At 33.1% G+C, this 17,342-nt stretch carries 17 protein-coding genes and 2 tRNA genes; 10 read left to right on the top strand and 9 right to left on the bottom strand.

Translation table 11 applies throughout. The features are described 5' to 3' along the window. Positions 1 to 16 precede the first annotated feature (16 nt). Positions 17 to 1,801: a single-stranded-DNA-specific exonuclease RecJ gene (recJ, locus tag B11cv2_RS03230; protein WP_100693945.1), complete on the bottom strand. Its 1,785-nt coding sequence runs from the start codon at positions 1,799 to 1,801 to the stop codon at positions 17 to 19. A 236-nt stretch (positions 1,802 to 2,037) separates the two neighbouring features. On the opposite strand from recJ, the gene rplM reads away from it, so the two are divergent. Together rplM and rpsI are read left to right on the top strand one after the other, a co-directional pair. Beyond that, positions 2,038 to 2,502, top strand: coding sequence for a 50S ribosomal protein L13 (gene rplM, locus B11cv2_RS03235; RefSeq protein WP_100693291.1), 465 nt, complete (start codon positions 2,038 to 2,040; stop codon positions 2,500 to 2,502). 2 nt (positions 2,503 to 2,504) lie between these two features. Beyond that, positions 2,505 to 2,990, top strand: a complete 486-nt coding sequence (gene rpsI, locus B11cv2_RS03240) for a 30S ribosomal protein S9 (protein WP_100693292.1) — start codon at positions 2,505 to 2,507, stop codon at positions 2,988 to 2,990. Positions 2,991 to 3,061: 71 nt separating this feature from the next. On the opposite strand, the gene B11cv2_RS03245 is transcribed toward rpsI, so the two are convergent. The 6 genes from B11cv2_RS03245 to B11cv2_RS03270 form a co-directional block, all read right to left on the bottom strand. Beyond that, positions 3,062 to 3,427, bottom strand: coding sequence for a response regulator (locus B11cv2_RS03245; RefSeq protein WP_035005772.1), 366 nt, complete (start codon positions 3,425 to 3,427; stop codon positions 3,062 to 3,064). Between the two features lie 559 nt (positions 3,428 to 3,986). Beyond that, a tRNA-Arg gene (locus tag B11cv2_RS03250) sits at positions 3,987 to 4,063 on the bottom strand. Between the two features lie 34 nt (positions 4,064 to 4,097). Next, positions 4,098 to 4,403 (bottom strand): ETC complex I subunit, encoded by a 306-nt coding sequence (locus tag B11cv2_RS03255; protein WP_100693293.1) that lies wholly within the window; start codon positions 4,401 to 4,403, stop codon positions 4,098 to 4,100. A gap of 93 nt (positions 4,404 to 4,496) precedes the next feature. Further along, a tRNA-Pro gene (locus B11cv2_RS03260) sits at positions 4,497 to 4,573 on the bottom strand. Between the two features lie 579 nt (positions 4,574 to 5,152). Continuing rightward, complete coding sequence (gene hdaA, locus B11cv2_RS03265; RefSeq protein WP_100693294.1) at positions 5,153 to 5,842, bottom strand: DnaA regulatory inactivator HdaA; 690 nt, start codon at positions 5,840 to 5,842, stop codon at positions 5,153 to 5,155. Beyond that, positions 5,839 to 6,996 carry an AI-2E family transporter gene (locus B11cv2_RS03270; RefSeq protein ID WP_199570346.1) on the bottom strand — a complete coding sequence of 386 codons (1,158 nt, stop codon included), beginning with the start codon at positions 6,994 to 6,996 and terminating at the stop codon, positions 5,839 to 5,841. Before B11cv2_RS03270 ends, hdaA begins: the two co-directional genes overlap by 4 nt. Before the next feature lie 217 nt (positions 6,997 to 7,213). Here B11cv2_RS03270 and purM point away from each other — a divergent pair, with 217 nt between their 5' ends. Continuing rightward, entirely contained in the window at positions 7,214 to 8,299 is a 1,086-nt protein-coding gene (gene purM, locus B11cv2_RS03275; RefSeq protein ID WP_100693296.1) for a phosphoribosylformylglycinamidine cyclo-ligase, read from the top strand. Further along, positions 8,296 to 8,907 (top strand): phosphoribosylglycinamide formyltransferase, encoded by a 612-nt coding sequence (gene purN, locus B11cv2_RS03280; RefSeq protein WP_100693297.1) that lies wholly within the window; start codon positions 8,296 to 8,298, stop codon positions 8,905 to 8,907. The genes purM and purN overlap by 4 nt, the downstream gene beginning before the upstream one ends. 235 nt (positions 8,908 to 9,142) lie before the next feature. Here the strand turns inward: purN and B11cv2_RS03285 are convergent, their stop codons facing one another. Then, positions 9,143 to 11,695: a PAS domain-containing sensor histidine kinase gene (locus tag B11cv2_RS03285; protein WP_100693298.1), complete on the bottom strand. Its 2,553-nt coding sequence runs from the start codon at positions 11,693 to 11,695 to the stop codon at positions 9,143 to 9,145. Between the two features lie 211 nt (positions 11,696 to 11,906). Between B11cv2_RS03285 and B11cv2_RS03290 the strand changes: the two genes are divergently transcribed. Next, positions 11,907 to 12,188 (top strand): flagellar biosynthetic protein FliO, encoded by a 282-nt coding sequence (locus B11cv2_RS03290; protein ID WP_158521542.1) that lies wholly within the window; start codon positions 11,907 to 11,909, stop codon positions 12,186 to 12,188. A 671-nt stretch (positions 12,189 to 12,859) separates the two neighbouring features. Here B11cv2_RS03290 and B11cv2_RS03295 read toward each other — a convergent pair. After that, a complete protein-coding gene (locus tag B11cv2_RS03295; RefSeq protein ID WP_100693300.1) occupies positions 12,860 to 13,399 on the bottom strand; it encodes a flavin reductase in 540 nt (179 codons plus the stop codon). A gap of 157 nt (positions 13,400 to 13,556) precedes the next feature. Between B11cv2_RS03295 and rpe the strand changes: the two genes are divergently transcribed. From rpe to purS, 5 genes are all read left to right on the top strand, one after another. Further along, entirely contained in the window at positions 13,557 to 14,231 is a 675-nt protein-coding gene (gene rpe, locus B11cv2_RS03300; protein ID WP_100693301.1) for a ribulose-phosphate 3-epimerase, read from the top strand. Between the two features lie 9 nt (positions 14,232 to 14,240). Beyond that, the gene (purB, locus tag B11cv2_RS03305; protein ID WP_100693302.1) at positions 14,241 to 15,542 is read left to right on the top strand and encodes an adenylosuccinate lyase; all 1,302 of its coding nucleotides are present in this window, start codon (positions 14,241 to 14,243) and stop codon (positions 15,540 to 15,542) included. Between the two features lie 8 nt (positions 15,543 to 15,550). Beyond that, positions 15,551 to 16,099, top strand: a complete 549-nt coding sequence (locus tag B11cv2_RS03310; protein ID WP_100693303.1) for an alpha/beta hydrolase — start codon at positions 15,551 to 15,553, stop codon at positions 16,097 to 16,099. A 148-nt stretch (positions 16,100 to 16,247) separates the two neighbouring features. After that, positions 16,248 to 17,012, top strand: a complete 765-nt coding sequence (gene purC, locus B11cv2_RS03315; RefSeq protein ID WP_100693304.1) for a phosphoribosylaminoimidazolesuccinocarboxamide synthase — start codon at positions 16,248 to 16,250, stop codon at positions 17,010 to 17,012. 82 nt (positions 17,013 to 17,094) lie between these two features. Beyond that, positions 17,095 to 17,334, top strand: a complete 240-nt coding sequence (gene purS, locus B11cv2_RS03320; protein WP_100693305.1) for a phosphoribosylformylglycinamidine synthase subunit PurS — start codon at positions 17,095 to 17,097, stop codon at positions 17,332 to 17,334. The last annotated feature ends 8 nt before the right edge of the window (positions 17,335 to 17,342 follow it).

Raw genomic sequence — 17,342 nt, forward strand, 5'->3', positions numbered from 1 at the left:
CTTCAAAATATATTTATCAAACCACTGCAGCTGCATCAATAACACGTAATTGTGGGCTGATACTTCCTCTCCAATGATTTAAACTAAGATTACCAGCTAAATGAATTGTTTTACCAATATTTTCAGAAAGAAACTTACCAAGAGTTGTTCCTACTGCACCAAAAGCTATTCCTTGCAATTTTTCGCCTTCAATATTAGAAATAATAAGACGCAAATGGCCTTTTCCAACTTCATATAAATTAACTAACCTGTGAGAAGGAAAAACAAAAACAGGTGTAGCATTTCCTGAGCCAAAAGGACCAGCCTTTTCAATCATATCAAAAAGATCTTTATTAGCACCAGAAGCAGAAAGAAAACCATCTATACTAAGAGACTTCTCGGCACGTAATTGCGAAACTATTAAAGATATTTTTTCTTCTAACCATTCACGAAAAGCTTCAATTTTGTCTGATTGAATTGTAAATCCTGCAGCCATACTGTGTCCCCCACCCTTTTCTAATAAATTTAATGTAACGGCTTCATGAACAAGCGCTCCCAAATCTATACCACTAATTGAACGACCTGATCCAATACCACTACCATCTTCCTTCAAAGCTATTATCAAAACAGGACAGAAAAAACGTTCTTTTAAACGGGCTGCAAGAATACCAATGATACCCGGATGCCATCCTTTATGAGCAATTACAAATGATGATGGTATTGTCCTTTCTTGATAAATGGAATCAATATAAGCTTCGGCTTGAGCTAATTGAGATATCTCCATTTCTTGGCGTTCTTTATTAAGTTGGTCTAGTTGTTGCGCTATTCTATCTGCCTCATCTCTATCGTTACAGCTGAGTAAATATGCCCCTAAGGCCTGATTTCCTATACGTCCTCCTGCATTGATCCTAGGCCCCAATAAAAAACCCAAATGAAAACTATTAAGTGGTTCTCCTATACGTGCAACTTTTGCTAAAGCAGCTATTCCAGGATTATGCATAGAACGAGCCACCTGAAGCCCTTTAACCACAAAAGCACGATTAACGCCTTGTAATGGAACAACATCACATATAGTAGCTAATGCAACAAGATCAAGCATACTTAAAAGATCAGGTAGCGCCCCTTTCCATTTTTTCTCCCGCAATAAACGATTAACCCACATTAATGTAATAAATACAACACCAGCAGCGCATAAATGTCCTTGCTCAGAAAAATCATCAGGACGATTAGGATTAACAAGGGCAACTGCTTCTTCATGAATATTTTCCATTTGATGATGATCTAAAACAATAACATCAGCACCCGCAAGCCTCGCCGCTCTTATAGCATTGGGACTATTCGCACCACAATCAACTGTAATAATTAAACTCGCTCCTTCTTGTACTAATCCTTTCATTGCCTGTTCATTTGGACCATACCCTTCAATAATACGATCAGGAATATAGATTTTTACTATTATACCAAAACAATGTAAAAAACGTGCTAAAAGCGCTGCTGAACAAGCACCATCAACATCATAATCGCCAAAAACAGCAATTTTTTCTTGGTTTATAATAGCTTTAACTAAACGCTCCGCTGCACAATCCATATCTGTAAATTTTTTTGGATTAGGCATTAAAACACGCAGTGTGGGATTAATAAAAACCATAGCTTCTGATTCATCAACATTTCTTGCTGCAAGAACCCGAGCAAGCTGCTCTGGTAAACCAAACTTTTGAGAAATGGCACGAGCGTTATTAGTCCTATCAATATCAAGAGCATCAATCCAAACTTGATTACAAGCAGAAGATTGAATATTAAGTAAATAACGAAATCGTCCCATTACTGCTGATAATACTCCAATAAATAACAAAAATATAATAATGAGTAAATCATCATTGGCAAAGTTATCATAACAGCACATTTATATAAGTTTTATTTTCTCTTGACGCAAATCATCAGACATTATATCAAATAAATAGCATATTTGCAGTGTATTTTGTTGTGATAATAATACACAACATCAAGCAACAAAAAATGCCCTTACTTTCTAAAGGGATTCTTATAAAGGATACTTCTATGGCAACTTTTTCACAAAAGCCAGCTGAAGTGGTGAAAAAATGGGTTATTATTAACGCAGAAAACCTCGTTTTGGGTCGTCTTGCCACGCTCGTTGCTAACCGCTTACGTGGAAAACACAAAGCTACTTTCACTCCACATGTTGATGATGGAGATAATGTTATTGTTATAAATGCAGATAAGGTAGTTCTTACTGGAAAAAAATATACCGATAAAAAATATTATTGGCATACCGGTTATATCGGCGGCATCAAAGAACGCACAGCTCGTCAAATTCTTGAAGGGCGTTTTCCTGAACGAGTTATTGAAAAAGCTGTAGAACGTATGATCCCTCGTGGCCCCCTTGGTCGTCGTCAAATGAAAAATTTGCGTGTTTATGCTGGTAGTGAACATCCACATGTAGCACAACAGCCTGAAATTCTTGATGTAGGTGCTTTAAATTGCAAAAATAAAAGGATTGCTTAGATATGGCTGAATTCAATTCCCTTTCTCAACTTAGTACTGTAACAGGTATTGTAGAGTCTAACGAAAATGTTGCTCCTATTCACGTACAAAAACTTGACTCACAAGGACGTGCTTATGCAACAGGCAAACGTAAAGATGCTATTGCTCGTGTATGGATCAAACCAGGATCTGGAAAAATTACTATTAACAATAAGGAATTCAATAAATATTTTGCTCGTCCTGTTCTTAGAATGATTCTTCGTCAACCAATTGTGGCAACCAAAAGGGATACTCAATTTGATGTTGTTGCAACTGTCGCTGGAGGAGGCCTTTCGGGTCAAGCGGGTGCAGTACGGCATGGACTTTCAAAAGCGCTAACTTATTACGAGCCTGCACTCCGCGCTATTTTAAAAAAAGGAGGATTTCTTACACGTGATAGCCGTGTTGTTGAACGTAAGAAATATGGTAAAGCAAAAGCACGACGTTCTTTCCAATTCTCAAAACGTTAATTTTTATAATGGTATATTGAGGTCTTGTTTTCAATCAGGATTTTTTATTGTTATTGTCTAAAATGAGGCTCTTAGTTTAAAAAGGACTTTACCATTGTAATAAAGTGAGGAACAGAAATGGGTTTTGACATGTATTCTTCACACCCACTTGCGCGAATTCGTTCTTCATCTCCTTTCATAGCAAAAGCGGTTACAGCAATAACGGGGATAGATTTGAGTTCTTCATCTTCTTTCAATTGCTTAATGATATCAATCCCTGATACTTCAGGCAATTGAATATCCATGAGAATAAGAGAAGGTTTTGAGGAACGAGCTAGATCTAACGCAATAAGGCCATTACGCGTTTCAACGGTTTCATAACCACATGCTTCTATAAGATCACGAAATAATTTCATATTAAGTTCGTTATCTTCTACGATCATGACTTTTTTTAACATTCGTATAACTCTCCTACCCTTTCTATAAAGGCTATTATATACTAAAATATATTATCAATAAGCAAAGATAATGAAAAACTGTAAACTTTGAAAAATCTAAATAAATCATAATAGAAGCATGTTTTCATTATCTATAGTATCACTTATGATATTTTCCTAAACACTAAAAAGCTATAATGTTTCTACAATTGCATTATTGTTTATTTGGGAGACAAATATATTAAAACTTTTGACAGCTCATAAGCTAATTACAGATATCATTTTGCTAAAAAATAATATTTAAATTACTCAAAAAGCTGACAAACTTATGATTTGAAATCCAAAAAGAAACTCAACAATTCTGAAATCAAATCTATATATCTGGAGTTTAAAATGAACACAGCCTATACTTTTTTAAGTATTGAAAAGTTTATGGTATCTATTAATGCTTTCCAAACTTTTTTCTATCATGATGGTGGCATTCTCAAAGATTACTAACAATACAAAGAAAATTAATAAATAAAATCAATGGAATCAAAAATCCCTAACTTTTAGATAACCTATTGATTTTATTGATATTTGGCGATCCCGACAGGATTCGAACCTGTGACCTGCGGCTTAGAAGGCCGTTGCTCTATCCAACTGAGCTACGGGACCAAACAAGAAACATCTTAATTAAGTAATATCCTCGTTAATGTGTCCAAGGCTGTTGTCGACTACTATGAAAATTATCAGAATAAGAAATAACGCGTCGTAAAGTTTTATGCAAATTTTCTACACGATAAGGAATAGCATTTTTTATAGCAAAATTTATTGCTTCTTCTTTTGTTTGAAACCGAATTTTTATTTGACTATTTATATCAGAGGTCGTCGTATAACCCATAAGAGGTTCAATCATTTTTGCCTGCATTGGCTCATATTGAAGAAGCCAAAAACCAGTATTTGCTTTGCCTGACTGCATTGGTGTTTTTGCAGGACTATAAATACGTGCAACCATAGATCTTCTTTTTCCCTTAAATAAAGCAATAGCTACATAATAACTTTACCGCATGCCATCCAATTTATAATATTATCCTTAATCAAATAAGCATGGTCGGAGCGATAGGATTTGAACCTACGACCCCCTGATCCCAAATCAGGTGCGCTACCAGACTGCGCTACGCTCCGTCATTTATATTTAATGTAATTTACCTTAATTTACCTTCCCTAAAATTTTCATAGCAGAAGTGCAAGAGCAAAACACACTTTTTTTAATTTTTCTATTCGTTAACATATAATAATTCTTTTAAACACTTTTTTATCAAATGATAAACTATAGAAATCAAAAAACAATCTATAAAAGTAAAACCCATAGCAGGTAGAATAAAAATATCCTTAACATAGATTTTCAACAAACTTAATAATAATTCATTATAACAATACTCGATTATTATAATGATTGCAAAAGATAACATACACAGAAAAATTGAAAAACTGCTTATTTTAGATGAGTTATTTTTTTATTTTATGACTTATTTAAAATAAGTATGTTGATTATAGAATAAAAATAGCCTATTAATATTACCCTCCTAATTTTCATTATTTGCTAAAAAATCAAGAAATTAATTATAACCACAATAAAAACTACGAATGAAATTATTGCTTGAAAAACAAACATTATAGCTAAAAAAATGAAGTCGCATTTTTCTTCTCCATACATTTAGAGAATATTAAACTAAAAAAGCATTAGAATATATCACAAATTATTTACTGAATTTGCATATTAATAACTTCGCTAATAATAGAGCGTGTTACTTTACTTTTTCTTTGTAAAGCTAATCGATCAACGGAATCAATAACACACTTTAATGAGAATAAAGAACGTTCACAATGGTTTATAAGATAGTGAATAACGCTGGGATGAACCGTAATTTGCCGATCAGAAAATAGCTTAAAAGCAATAGCAGTTAATAACGCATCATCAGGTTGTTTTATTACAACGAGCATAACTGAGTTAAGACGACTTTTCAAATCATTCAACTGCAAATTCCATGTAGATGGTAATGTACGTGCAGTCATCAATAAAGTAGCTTGATTTATCCCGAGATTTGCTTGTTTAACGCTATTAATCAAATGAAAAAGACCAGTTTCACTGATTTCACCTGAATCAACATCCTCAATTAAAAATGATTTACCTGAAGAAGCCATGGAGATAACCTGATCAATTTCATCATGACAAACATTTAAGGCATTAGCTTTTTGAGCCCATACACTAGAAAAATGCGTCTTACCAGATCCTTTATCCCCGATTAAGATCGCAACAGGTGGCACCCAATTTGGCCAATGATTAATCAATTGAAAAGCCATGCGATTGCTATCTGTCATTACCAAATCATCAAATTGAAAAACTGATTTATGAGAAAAATCCAATGGTAACTGCGTTTCATACTTATTCATTTTATTGACTCCAAATTCTCATTTTGAGCATACATCTGAGAATTCAGATAAATATGAAGAAGAAAACGAACAAGAACGCCAATGATAGCAGCTGCAGGAACAGCAACAAGCATACCTGTAAAACCAAATAATGAACCAAAAGCAAAAAGTGCAAACATCAACCAAACTGGATGAAGGCCAACTGATGAACCAACAAGCTTCGGTTGCAAAATATAACCTTCAATAAATTGCCCAATAAAAAAAACTATCATTACAATAATAATCCAACCCCAATTATCTGGATAAAATTGAACCCATGCAACACCAATAGATAATATAAAACCAATCATTGTGCCAATGTAAGGAATAAAACTTATGAGACCAACAAACATACCAATTAAAAGAGCAAAATTCAGTCCTGTAATAGTTAAGCCAATAGCATAATATCCTGCCAGAATTAAACAAACAGTTCCTTGTCCACGTACAAAGCCTGCAACAGCTCTATCCATTTCATGAAAAAGACTGCGGACAGTTGTAAGATGACTACGTGGTATCCAAGAATCAACGACCTCAACCATATGTGGCCAATCTAATAAAATATAAAATGTTACTACTGGCGTTACTACAAATAGACTAATAATATTAACAATAGATTTTCCTGACTTCAAAAGCGAATTCAATAGAGATGTAATAAAGTCGGAGCTTTGCCCTAAAAGCATTTTAATATTAGTATGTAACTGATTTGGATCACTATCAAAATAACGCCTTACCCAACTAAAATTATGCTCAACAAAAAAAGTTTGAATGCGATTGACATAAATCGGTAAACCATTGCTTATAAATTGTTGTATTTGTCCACTAATAATAGGAATCAAAATTATTAAAGAAACCACAAAAATAATAATAATAAACAAAGTGATTAATATAGTGCCAAAAACACGATGAATTCCAATTTTTTCAAATATTTGTACAATTGGATTAAGAAAATAAGCTAATACAATCCCTGCTATAAAAGGAAATAAAATTGCTCCAAAAATAAACATAAAAACAATGAAAAAAATCAATGTACCTAACCAGAAAAAAATTTGTTTTTTCATACTATTTGGTAATGGTACTTGGGCATAAGCAGGTATATAAGCCGTATAATAATCATGAGACTTGTTTTTTTTATTCATTTTTTTATTCATTGGCGGTAAAAAGTTCTTTTAACTACTTGATATCCATTTAATAAATATCGTTGAAATTCTCTTAAAAGATTATGGAATTTCTTTTGCTTGAGTCAAGTAAACAATAATTGTATTTTAAATAATAAATCCAATAACTCTTGCAGAGATAATTTTATCATGGCATGGCATAAATATCAAAATCTGATTTCCTATAAGGAAGACTCGAATGAGCAATCAACAACTAGTAAATAAAAAAACTAATAAGAGTCTTACCTACGCAGATAGTGGCGTTGATATTAACATGGGCAATACAATGATAGAAAAAATTAAGCCTTATGTGTACTCAACAAAACGAACAGGTGCAGATACAAAGATTGGTGGCTTTGGTGGTCTATTTGATTTAAAAGCAGCAGGTTTTATAGATCCCATTCTCGTAGCGTCTAATGATGGAGTAGGCACAAAACTAAAAATTGCTATTGAAATAGGTATTCATAATACTGTTGGTATTGATCTCGTAGCCATGTGCGTTAATGATTTAATTGTACAAGGTGCAGAGCCCCTATTTTTTCTAGATTATTTTGCGACTGGAAAACTGGATGCAAAACAAGGAGTAGAAATTATTTCTGGTATTGCAGCAGGATGTCAACAAGCAGGAGCTGCTCTTATCGGAGGAGAAACTGCAGAAATGCCTGGTATGTATGCAAAAGGAGATTATGACCTAGCAGGTTTTGCTGTAGGAGCGGCTGAACGGAATTCATTGTTACCTTCAAAAGACCTTGCAGAAGGAGATATCATCTTAGGTCTTAGCTCATCTGGAGTACATTCAAATGGCTTCTCTCTCATAAGACAAATTATTAAACAAAATGATCTAAAATGGAATTCCCCTGCTCCTTTTAATCCTAAAATAACTCTTGGTGAAACACTTCTAATACCAACTCGTATTTATGTAAAATCTCTTCTGCCAGTTATACGGAATAACACAGGAATTAAAGCTCTCGCACATATTACAGGAGGTGGTTTTTCTGAAAATATTCCGCGTGTTCTACCATCTTCTCTTTGTGCTGAAATTAATCTCTCTGCAATTCCTATTACACCAATATTCTTATGGATTGCTCAACAAGGTAAAATAGAAGAAACAGAAATGATTCGAACCTTTAATTGTGGTATTGGCATGATTGTTATTGTGGCACAAAATTCAGCTAAAACTGTTACGAAAGCACTTGAAGCTCAAGGGGAAACCGTTACTCCACTTGGTATTTTAACAAAATGTCAAAATAAAAAAGTTACTTATAAAGGTAAACTTAATTTATGAAAAAACAAATAATTGTTTTTATTTCCGGTGACGGATCCAATATGGTTTCGCTTATTAAGGCTAGCCAACAAACAGAATATCCTGCCAAAATCGTTGCAGTTATTTGTGATAATCCTCAGGCTGCTGGCATTAAAAAGGCACATGATAATAATATACCTATTCATGTCGTTGATCGCAAAAATTATCCAACGAAAAAAACACATGAAGAAGCCATCCTCGCTATTTTATCCCAATATCAACCAGACCTGATCTGTTTTGCTGGTTATATGCAACTTATCTCATCATATTTTATCAAACTTTATGAAGAACGAATACTTAACATTCATCCCTCTCTTCTTCCTTTATTTAAAGGCTTAAATACCCATGAAAAAGCTTTAGCAGCAGGAGCAAAAATTACTGGCTGTACTGTTCATCTGGTTACAGAAGAAATGGATTCAGGAAAAATTCTTGCTCAAGCTGCGGTTCCAATACACCCTGATGATACTGTAAAAAGTTTAGCAGAGAGAGTTTTAAAAGCTGAACATAAACTCTATCCAGAAGCCTTAAAAGCATTTATTCAAGGAAATAATAAAACAACAGATTACCAACAACAGCTTTTTTCTTTTTAAACTAAAATTTTCTATCAAGAATCTTAAGATAAAAAAACAAAACTGCTAAAAGAATATCTGAAATAGGAACACATGCAGCATTTATTCAATTTAAATATTTTTTGTTTTACTTGATTTAAATGTATAATTTAAAATAAAAAATTAACAATATAGTTACTGAAATATCTTTATTATTTAAGATATAACAATCAGAAATCTTGAAGTTTTATGGCTTTAAAAGCTAAAAATGTGTATTCTATTGTGCCAATGTTTCTTTAACTGCTAGCGCTAACTGTTTAAGTGTGAATGGTTTAGATAAGAACCCAAAAACAGTATCTTCTGGAAGATTTTTAGTAAAAGCATCTTTTGTATATCCAGAAACAAAAATGATTTTTATATCAGGATAATTTTTACGTGCTTCTATGAGTAAAGTAGGTCCATCCATCTCTGGCATAACTACATCAGAAACAATAATATCAACAGCACCTTTATTTTTTTCAAGTATGGCAAGCGCTTCCACCCCGCTTGCAGCTTCTAAAACCGTATATCCTCTCATTTGAAGAGCCCTTACACTACTCATTCTTACAGAATATTCATCTTCAACTAATAAAACAGTGGCAGAACCTGTCAAATCTGTATTTTTTTCCTGTTCTTCTATTTTTTCAATCTGTTGAGAAACCTCTCTATTCATATCAGAAATATAACGTGGTAGAAAAATATGAAATGTTGTCCCTTCTCCTTCTTGGCTATCACAGTAAATATATCCCCCTGTCTGTTTAATAATACCGTAAACCATTGATAAGCCAAGCCCTGTGCCTTTACCAACTTCCTTTGTCGTAAAAAATGGTTCAAACATTTTTTCTTGTATAACAGCGGATATACCAGTTCCTGTATCTGAAACAGTTAACTGCACATATTCACCGACAACAAAACCAGCATAATTAAATTTTGCACTTTGCTGTTTTGTAATATTATTTGTCGTAATTGTTACTATTCCTCCATCAAGCATAGCATCACGTGCATTGATAACTAAATTCATAATAACGCGTTGAAAAGATGCTTGATCAACTTTAACATCCCACAGATCTTTTCCATGAATGATTTTTAATTGAATATTATTCCCTAAAAGAGGTAAGATAAGATTACGTATATCTGATAAAAGCTCTGTAAAATCAACTTTTTTAGGTCGAAGTGTTTGCTTTCTGGAAAAAGCTAATAATTGTTGTACAAGTGCAGCTGCACGATTAGCATTGTTTTTGATGTTAATAAGATCAGCGTATGCTGGATCAAAACTGCGATGTGTATTTAAAAGAAAATCACATGACATTAAAATTGCTGTTAAAACATTATTAAAATCATGAGCAATACCACCAGCTAACTGTCCAACAGCTTGCATTTTTTGGTTTTGTATCATTTTATCTTCAAGCATTTTTTGTTCTGTTATTTCTATTCCAGATACAATCACCAAATCTTGTAATGCATTATCATGCTCTAATGTTACAAGCATAGTATAAAGACGTAAATAGCGTTTTTGATCACCTTCTAATACCGTTTCTATTGGAGCTGAATAGTTTTTATTTTCTATAATCTGTTGAAATACATGCTCTAACTGTACATGATCACAGGGAGATATAATATCATAAAGACTAACAGCTTTACTAGATTTTCCCGTAAGCAACAAAAAAGCATTATTTACATATATAAATTGTCCTTTTTGAGTAACGACAGCTATCGCAAAAGGGCTTACATTAAAATATTTAGTTAATATGCTTGGCAACTTTGATTGGTTATTACTTTCATTCTTCTCTATTTTCTGTGGTATCATAATAATGCGATAAATAGCCTCATTCTCTATAAGAGAAGAAGCATACATAAAACAATTCAATATTCTTTTATTACCAGTTTCAGAAATAGAATATAAAGAGAATGTATAGGGTATCGTGCCATTTAAATTTTGATATTTATTATTGTTTCGACGAATATCACTCCATGTGCTATTATTTCTAACAGAATGAAATAATTGATCAAAACTATATTGACCAACAGTAAAATTCGTTAAATCGATTAAAAACCATTTAGCAAAAACAGTATTCAAATAGGTAATTATTCCTTGCGCATTCACAGATAAAAATCCAATAGGAGCTTCATCTAAATGACCAATAACTTCCTGTGAATTTAAGAAAAAGGTTTCATTATACTGATGATATTGCTGCAAATGAGAAACATCTGTGATACGCCAAAATAAAAGCTTTTTTCCTCTATGAACCGTAGGGTGAATAGAAATATTATACCAAATAACGTCTTTCTGTTGTGAATTAATAAAAATTGATCGATCTGTTCTCAAGACCTCTTGGGCTGCAGAACCACCTAATATTGCTGCTTTTAAGCGGTATAAAAGTGCGCCAGTGTTTGGAAGATCAGAAATAACGACATAACAAGAAGCTTCAGGCTTATAAGTAAAAATTTTTTGATAACTTTGATTGGAATAATAAACAAAACCCGATAAATCAGAGACTATAATTACATCATCTATCTCGTTAAAAATATTAAAATCCAAATCTTTATGTAATTGCATAGCACTACATTTGAAAATGTTCACTCCTAATAAAAAAAGTGCTATAATACCTATTATTGCTAAAATAAAAAGAAATATCAAAGCAGTCCTATAGAAATAGCCTTGCGGATACAAAAAACCTATTGATCCAATAATGAATAAAAAAATTATTGTAAAAACAGTAACTCCAATTGTAATTTCCCAGCGTACGAAAGTAGACAATAATTTATTAATACTCTCAAAATTTTTATCCATTTTTGCCTCAATTATGACTATTTTTATGTCACAAATTGCCTTTACGGTTTCTATAAATTATTGATATAAAAATACTATGTTTCATACTATAATTTTTAAAGTCTAAATTTTTATAATATTAAATAAAAAATAACAGATCTTATTATTAATATTTAGGAGTGATAATATGAAAGGTTGGTTATCAGATTATATAAACGTGCCGATAACACAAGTGATGATCAACTTTTTGTATCTCATGGTAATAATTGTAGCAATCGCTATAGTTATTAAGCTTTTAACTAACCTAAATAAAATACAATTTAGAACTAATAGCAAGTCTCAGCCACGATTAGCTATATGCGGTACAGTCGCTATCGATCGTACACATCGTCTTGTTTTAATACGCCGAGACGATACAGAACATTTGGTTCTTATCGGTGGACCAACAGCTACTATTATAGAATCAAATATTACCAGTGTAGAATCAGATATTGTTAGAAAATATACAGCATAAAATATCTCATACAAATCAACAAAATATTAGCTAGTTAATATTGATATAGCAGATATCAATATTTGTTTTATGCCTATAACTTTTAGAAAGAAAATCCTCTTCCATAAATTTTGATACCTCTTTATAGTTAGTATTGTCTCTCTCTTTATCGTTATATTAAAATTTAAATGGTAATTTTAATTGATTCATTCTTTCCCAAACAGGATTTTTTAATCTTCACGATAGATTTGTTCTCATTTTGCATAGCGTTCTTGTATTACTAACACCAAACTTCAATTCGTCTAACTTCAAAAGTGCTTTATACTTTAATCTCTTCATTTTTCTCACAAAATCTATAAATACCATCATATATGGAAATTTCACGGAATGAATGATGATAAATATTGTGCTAGTAAAAGCGATTTTTTTCATAAATGAGCAGTAAAAAGCATATTTTTGCACCAAATTAAATTTTCTGAAAAAATAGTATATAAGGGAAAACATGTGAAGCTTTAGAAAAAGTGCAAAAAAGTGTTAATCAACCTAATTTAACTGATCGATCATCTTGCAAGACAAAATATGCCTATATTTTAAATATCAGTGTGATTTAGCAAAGATTTTTTGCTCTAGAATAAGCTAATCAGAAAATAAAATACACTAATAAGTAAATTACTAATATTTGAAAAACACGCTTACAAAGGCAAAGATAAGGTCTGATAGTCACGATTAAAATACATTAAAGCATCTTTTTCTTGATTCCGGTTTATTGCAACAACTTCACCAATTAAAATATAGTGTGTTGGATGTTCATGACAACAAATCAAATTACAGTCAAACGAAGCCAAAGCGTTTAATAAACTAGGAGCACCGGTCTGCAAAATACCCCATTCAGCTGCAGCGAAACGTTCATTTTGTGTGAAACGATGGCGTCCAGAAAAAACATCGGCTAATAAACGATGTTTTCCTGTTAAACTATTGACACAAAAATTTCCGTTTTCCATAAACAGCTTATTTTCAGTCTTATAACGCATTAAACAGACAAGAAGTGTTGGAGGATTATCTGATAAAGAACAACAAGCTGAAATTGTCACCCCACGCTTACCCTTAATACCATCTGTTGTTACAATATGCACAGCTCCTGCAAAATGGCTCATTGTATCGCGATATTCTTGAGATGAAACAGGAACTATTGATTGAGATTTCGATGTTAAATGTATTTTATGCTTAGACATAATTTTTTACTTATATAGCTGTTAAAATTTCAAAATATATTTCAATATTTTCTTTTATTATACACTATCACTCTCTTAATATCATATACGAACAATAAAAATGTATATTTTATCATATAAAATTACATGCTAAAAAAGATCAACTAAGGAGATCTTAATGTCCCGTTCCCATCTTATCGCCCCTTCACTCTTAGCTTCTGATTTTTCTAAACTCGGTCAAGAACTATCAGATGTTCTTGATGCTGGCGCAGATTGGATTCACCTTGATATCATGGATGGTCATTTTGTTCCTAATATCAGCTTTGGGCCAGATGTTGTTAAAGCCTTACGTCCACAAACAAAAGCAGTCTTTGACGTTCACCTTATGATAAAACCTGTAGATCCTTATCTTGAATCTTTTGCAAAAGCGGGTTCAGATATTATAACCATTCATGCAGAATCAAGTACTCATCTTCATCGTTCATTACAAATGATCAAAGCAATGGATAAAAAAGCGGGCATTGCAATAAATCCAAGCACATCAGAACATGTACTTGAATATTTGCTGGATCAATTAGATCTCATCCTTATCATGACAGTTAACCCTGGATTTGGTGGGCAAAATTTTATTCCAGACATGGAAGATAAAATAAAACGAATAAAAAATATGATTGCTAATCGTCCTATCGATCTTGAAGTTGATGGTGGTATTACCATTGATACAATTGGAAAAACTGCAAAAGCAGGTGCAAATGTATTTGTAGCAGGCTCTGCAATTTATAAAAATGGTAACAAAGAGCTTTACAAAACACGTATTAATGCACTGCGCCAAGCTGCAATCCTCTCACAATAAGGAAAAATCATGATCACACGTTATTCTCGTCCTGAAATGGTGGCAATCTGGTCACCAGAAACAAAATATCGTATTTGGTTTGAAATTGAAGCACATGCTTGTGATGCAATGGCTCAGCTTGGTATTATTCCTAAAGAAGCAGCTAAAACCATCTGGGAAAAAGGTGCAATTGCCAAATTTGATGTGAATCGTATTAATGAAATTGAAGCAATTACTAAGCATGATGTTATAGCATTCTTAACTCATTTGGCTGAGTTTATTGGACCAGAGGCTCGTTTTATTCATCAGGGCATGACGTCATCAGATATATTAGATACGACACTCAATGTCCAATTGATGCGCGCTACTGATATTCTTCTACAAGATATAGACCATCTTCTTACTGCATTGAAAAAACGTGCTTTTGAACATAAAGATACAATTACTATTGGACGTAGTCATGGTATTCATGCTGAACCTACGACATTTGGAGTCAAATTTGCTTTCGCATACGCTGAATTTTCTCGTTGTCATAAACGTTTGCTCGCCGCGCGAGAAGAAATTTCCACCTGTGCTATCTCTGGAGCAGTTGGAACTTTCGCTAATATTGATCCACGTGTTGAAAAATATGTAGCAAAAGCATTAGGTATGCATAGTGAGACTATTTCTACTCAAGTTATACCACGTGATCGTCACGCCATGTTTTTTGCAACACTTGGTATTATCGCTTCATCTATTGAAAGATTAGCCGTAGAAATACGCCATTTGCAACGAACAGAAGTTCTTGAAGTAGAAGAATATTTTTCCTCTGGTCAGAAAGGATCATCGGCAATGCCTCACAAACGTAATCCAGTTTTAACAGAAAATTTAACTGGATTAGCTCGTATGGTGCGCGCATTTGTAGTCCCTGCGATGGAAAATGTAGCACTTTGGCACGAACGTGATATTTCTCATTCATCTGTTGAGCGTTATATTGGCCCTGATGCTACTATTACACTCGATTTTGCTCTTGCACGATTAACATCTGTAATTGAAAATTTAATTATTTATCCAGAAAATATGAAAAAAAATCTCAATAAATTTTGTGGCCTTATTTATTCACAGCGTGTACTTTTAGCACTTACACAAGCTGGTACTAGTCGTGAAAATGCGTATCAAATTGTACAACGTAATGCAATGAAAGTCTGGGAACAAGGGAAAGATTTTTTAGAAGAATTACTAAAAGATCAAGATATCTCAAAGATTTTAAGTGAAACAGAACTTCGTGAAAAATTTGATCTTTCTTATCACACTAAACATGTTGATACAATTTTTAAACAGGTTTTTGGATAAAAAATCTCATGAAAGTAAATCAACTCGATATTCTTATTATCCCCGGTTATAAAGGATCTGGCCCTGACCATTGGCAAACACGCTGGGAACAAAAATTATCTACGGCTCGCCGCGTACAACAAATCCAATGGTCAAAACCTGTCCGCGAAGAATGGGTTAATGCTGTTGAAATTGCTATTGGACAGGCTAATAAACCTATTGCTATTATTGCTCATTCATTAGGAGTTCCAACAGCTATTCACGCAATTGCACATAATCCAGAAAAAATCCGTGGTGCTTTCTTTGTGGCTCCACCAGATGTAGAGAATGAAAAAATACGTCCCAAACATTTAATGACATTTGGTCCATATCATCGTAAAAATTTACCTTTTCCTTCAGTGGTTATAGCTAGCCATAATGATGAATTTTGCCAATTTTCAGTAGCAAAAAAACTTGCTCATGATTGGGGTGCGCTTTTCGTTGATGCTGGACAGTCTGGTCATATTAATGCAGAGTCTGGACATGGACCTTGGCCAGAAGGATTAATAATTCTTTCTCACTTCTTTGCAAAACTCTAAGTCAATTATAAACTCTCTTTTACATATACATACTTAAATAATAAAAACTGTAGTAAATATTATAGCAATCATTGAGAATTCTTACTAATTAGGATAATGTTTTCCTTTATAGCAACATTTTACACCTCTAAACGAATAGAGAAATATGATGAATCGTCGCCACCGCATTTATGAAGGAAAGGCCAAAATCCTATACGAAGGGCCTGAACTAGGAACTTATATTCAGTTTTTTAAAGATGATGCCACTGCATTTAATGCAAAAAAACATGAAATCATCGATGGTAAAGGAGTCTTAAATAACCGTATTTCAGAATATATTTTCACTCAGCTTGGTCGTTTAGGAATTCCAACACATTTTATTAAGCGTATTAATATGCGTGAACAACTTATTAAAGCGGTTGAAATTATTCCATTAGAGGTTGTTGTACGTAATATCGTTGCAGGTTCTCTTTCTAAGCGTTTAGGGTTAGAAGAAGGAACAGCTCTTCCACAATCTATCATTGAATTTTACTATAAAAATGATGCTCTTGATGATCCAATGGTAACAGAAGAACATATCGTTGCTTTTGGGTGGGCTGCTCCACAAGAAGTAGAAGATATTATGCAGCTTTCATTTCGTATTAATGATTTTCTCTCTGGTTTGTTTGCAGGCGTTGGTATCCAGTTGGTTGATTTTAAAGTAGAATTTGGTCGTTTATGGACAGGTGAAACAATGCGTATTGTTCTCGCAGATGAAATTTCGCCTGATTCTTCTCGCTTATGGGATATTCAAACAAAAGAAAAACTGGATAAAGATCGTTTTCGGCGTGATATGGGTGGGCTTATTGATGCCTATCAAGATGTTGCAAGACGTCTTGGTATCATGAATGAAAACGAACCTCCACGACCTAGTGGTCCAGTTTTAGTAAAATAAAAAGAAAAAATAGTGCAATCTCAGCTTACTTAACAAAAATACTACTCTTCAAAAAAGAGTTATTTAAATAATAGGAAAAAAAATGAAGGCACGTGTCACAGTTACTTTAAAAAACAGCGTCCTTGATCCACAAGGGGAAGCAATAGTTAATGCCTTAAATAGCTTAACCTTTACAAATATTCAATCTATCCGCCAAGGAAAAGTTTTTGATATTGTCCTTAATGATATGCCTATTGAATCTGCAAAACAAACACTTGAACAAATGTGTAAACAATTGCTTGCGAATACTGTTATTGAAAATTATACAATAGAACTTCTTTAAGTGAATTA

The organism is Bartonella sp. 1-1C, assembly GCF_002810325.1.
In the GTDB taxonomy this organism is placed as follows: domain Bacteria; phylum Pseudomonadota; class Alphaproteobacteria; order Rhizobiales; family Rhizobiaceae; genus Bartonella; species Bartonella rochalimae.

Bases quoted from the DNA above. Each gene is read 5' to 3' on its own strand.
- B11cv2_RS03255 (WP_100693293.1), bottom strand. From the start codon at position 4,403: ATGGTTGCACGTATTTATAGTCCTGCAAAAACACCAATGCAGTCAGGC.
- rpe (WP_100693301.1), top strand. From the start codon at position 13,557: ATGTCCCGTTCCCATCTTATCGCCCCTTCACTCTTAGCTTCTGATTTT.
- purM (WP_100693296.1), top strand. From the start codon at position 7,214: ATGAGCAATCAACAACTAGTAAATAAAAAAACTAATAAGAGTCTTACC.
- purB (WP_100693302.1), top strand. From the start codon at position 14,241: ATGATCACACGTTATTCTCGTCCTGAAATGGTGGCAATCTGGTCACCA.
- purN (WP_100693297.1), top strand. From the start codon at position 8,296: ATGAAAAAACAAATAATTGTTTTTATTTCCGGTGACGGATCCAATATG.
- purS (WP_100693305.1), top strand. From the start codon at position 17,095: ATGAAGGCACGTGTCACAGTTACTTTAAAAAACAGCGTCCTTGATCCA.
- hdaA (WP_100693294.1), bottom strand. From the start codon at position 5,842: ATGAATAAGTATGAAACGCAGTTACCATTGGATTTTTCTCATAAATCA.
- B11cv2_RS03295 (WP_100693300.1), bottom strand. From the start codon at position 13,399: ATGTCTAAGCATAAAATACATTTAACATCGAAATCTCAATCAATAGTT.
- recJ (WP_100693945.1), bottom strand. From the start codon at position 1,801: ATGGGACGATTTCGTTATTTACTTAATATTCAATCTTCTGCTTGTAAT.
- B11cv2_RS03310 (WP_100693303.1), top strand. From the start codon at position 15,551: ATGAAAGTAAATCAACTCGATATTCTTATTATCCCCGGTTATAAAGGA.
- B11cv2_RS03270 (WP_199570346.1), bottom strand. From the start codon at position 6,996: ATGAATAAAAAAAACAAGTCTCATGATTATTATACGGCTTATATACCT.
- purC (WP_100693304.1), top strand. From the start codon at position 16,248: ATGAATCGTCGCCACCGCATTTATGAAGGAAAGGCCAAAATCCTATAC.
- B11cv2_RS03285 (WP_100693298.1), bottom strand. From the start codon at position 11,695: ATGGATAAAAATTTTGAGAGTATTAATAAATTATTGTCTACTTTCGTA.
- rplM (WP_100693291.1), top strand. From the start codon at position 2,038: ATGGCAACTTTTTCACAAAAGCCAGCTGAAGTGGTGAAAAAATGGGTT.
- rpsI (WP_100693292.1), top strand. From the start codon at position 2,505: ATGGCTGAATTCAATTCCCTTTCTCAACTTAGTACTGTAACAGGTATT.
- B11cv2_RS03245 (WP_035005772.1), bottom strand. From the start codon at position 3,427: ATGTTAAAAAAAGTCATGATCGTAGAAGATAACGAACTTAATATGAAA.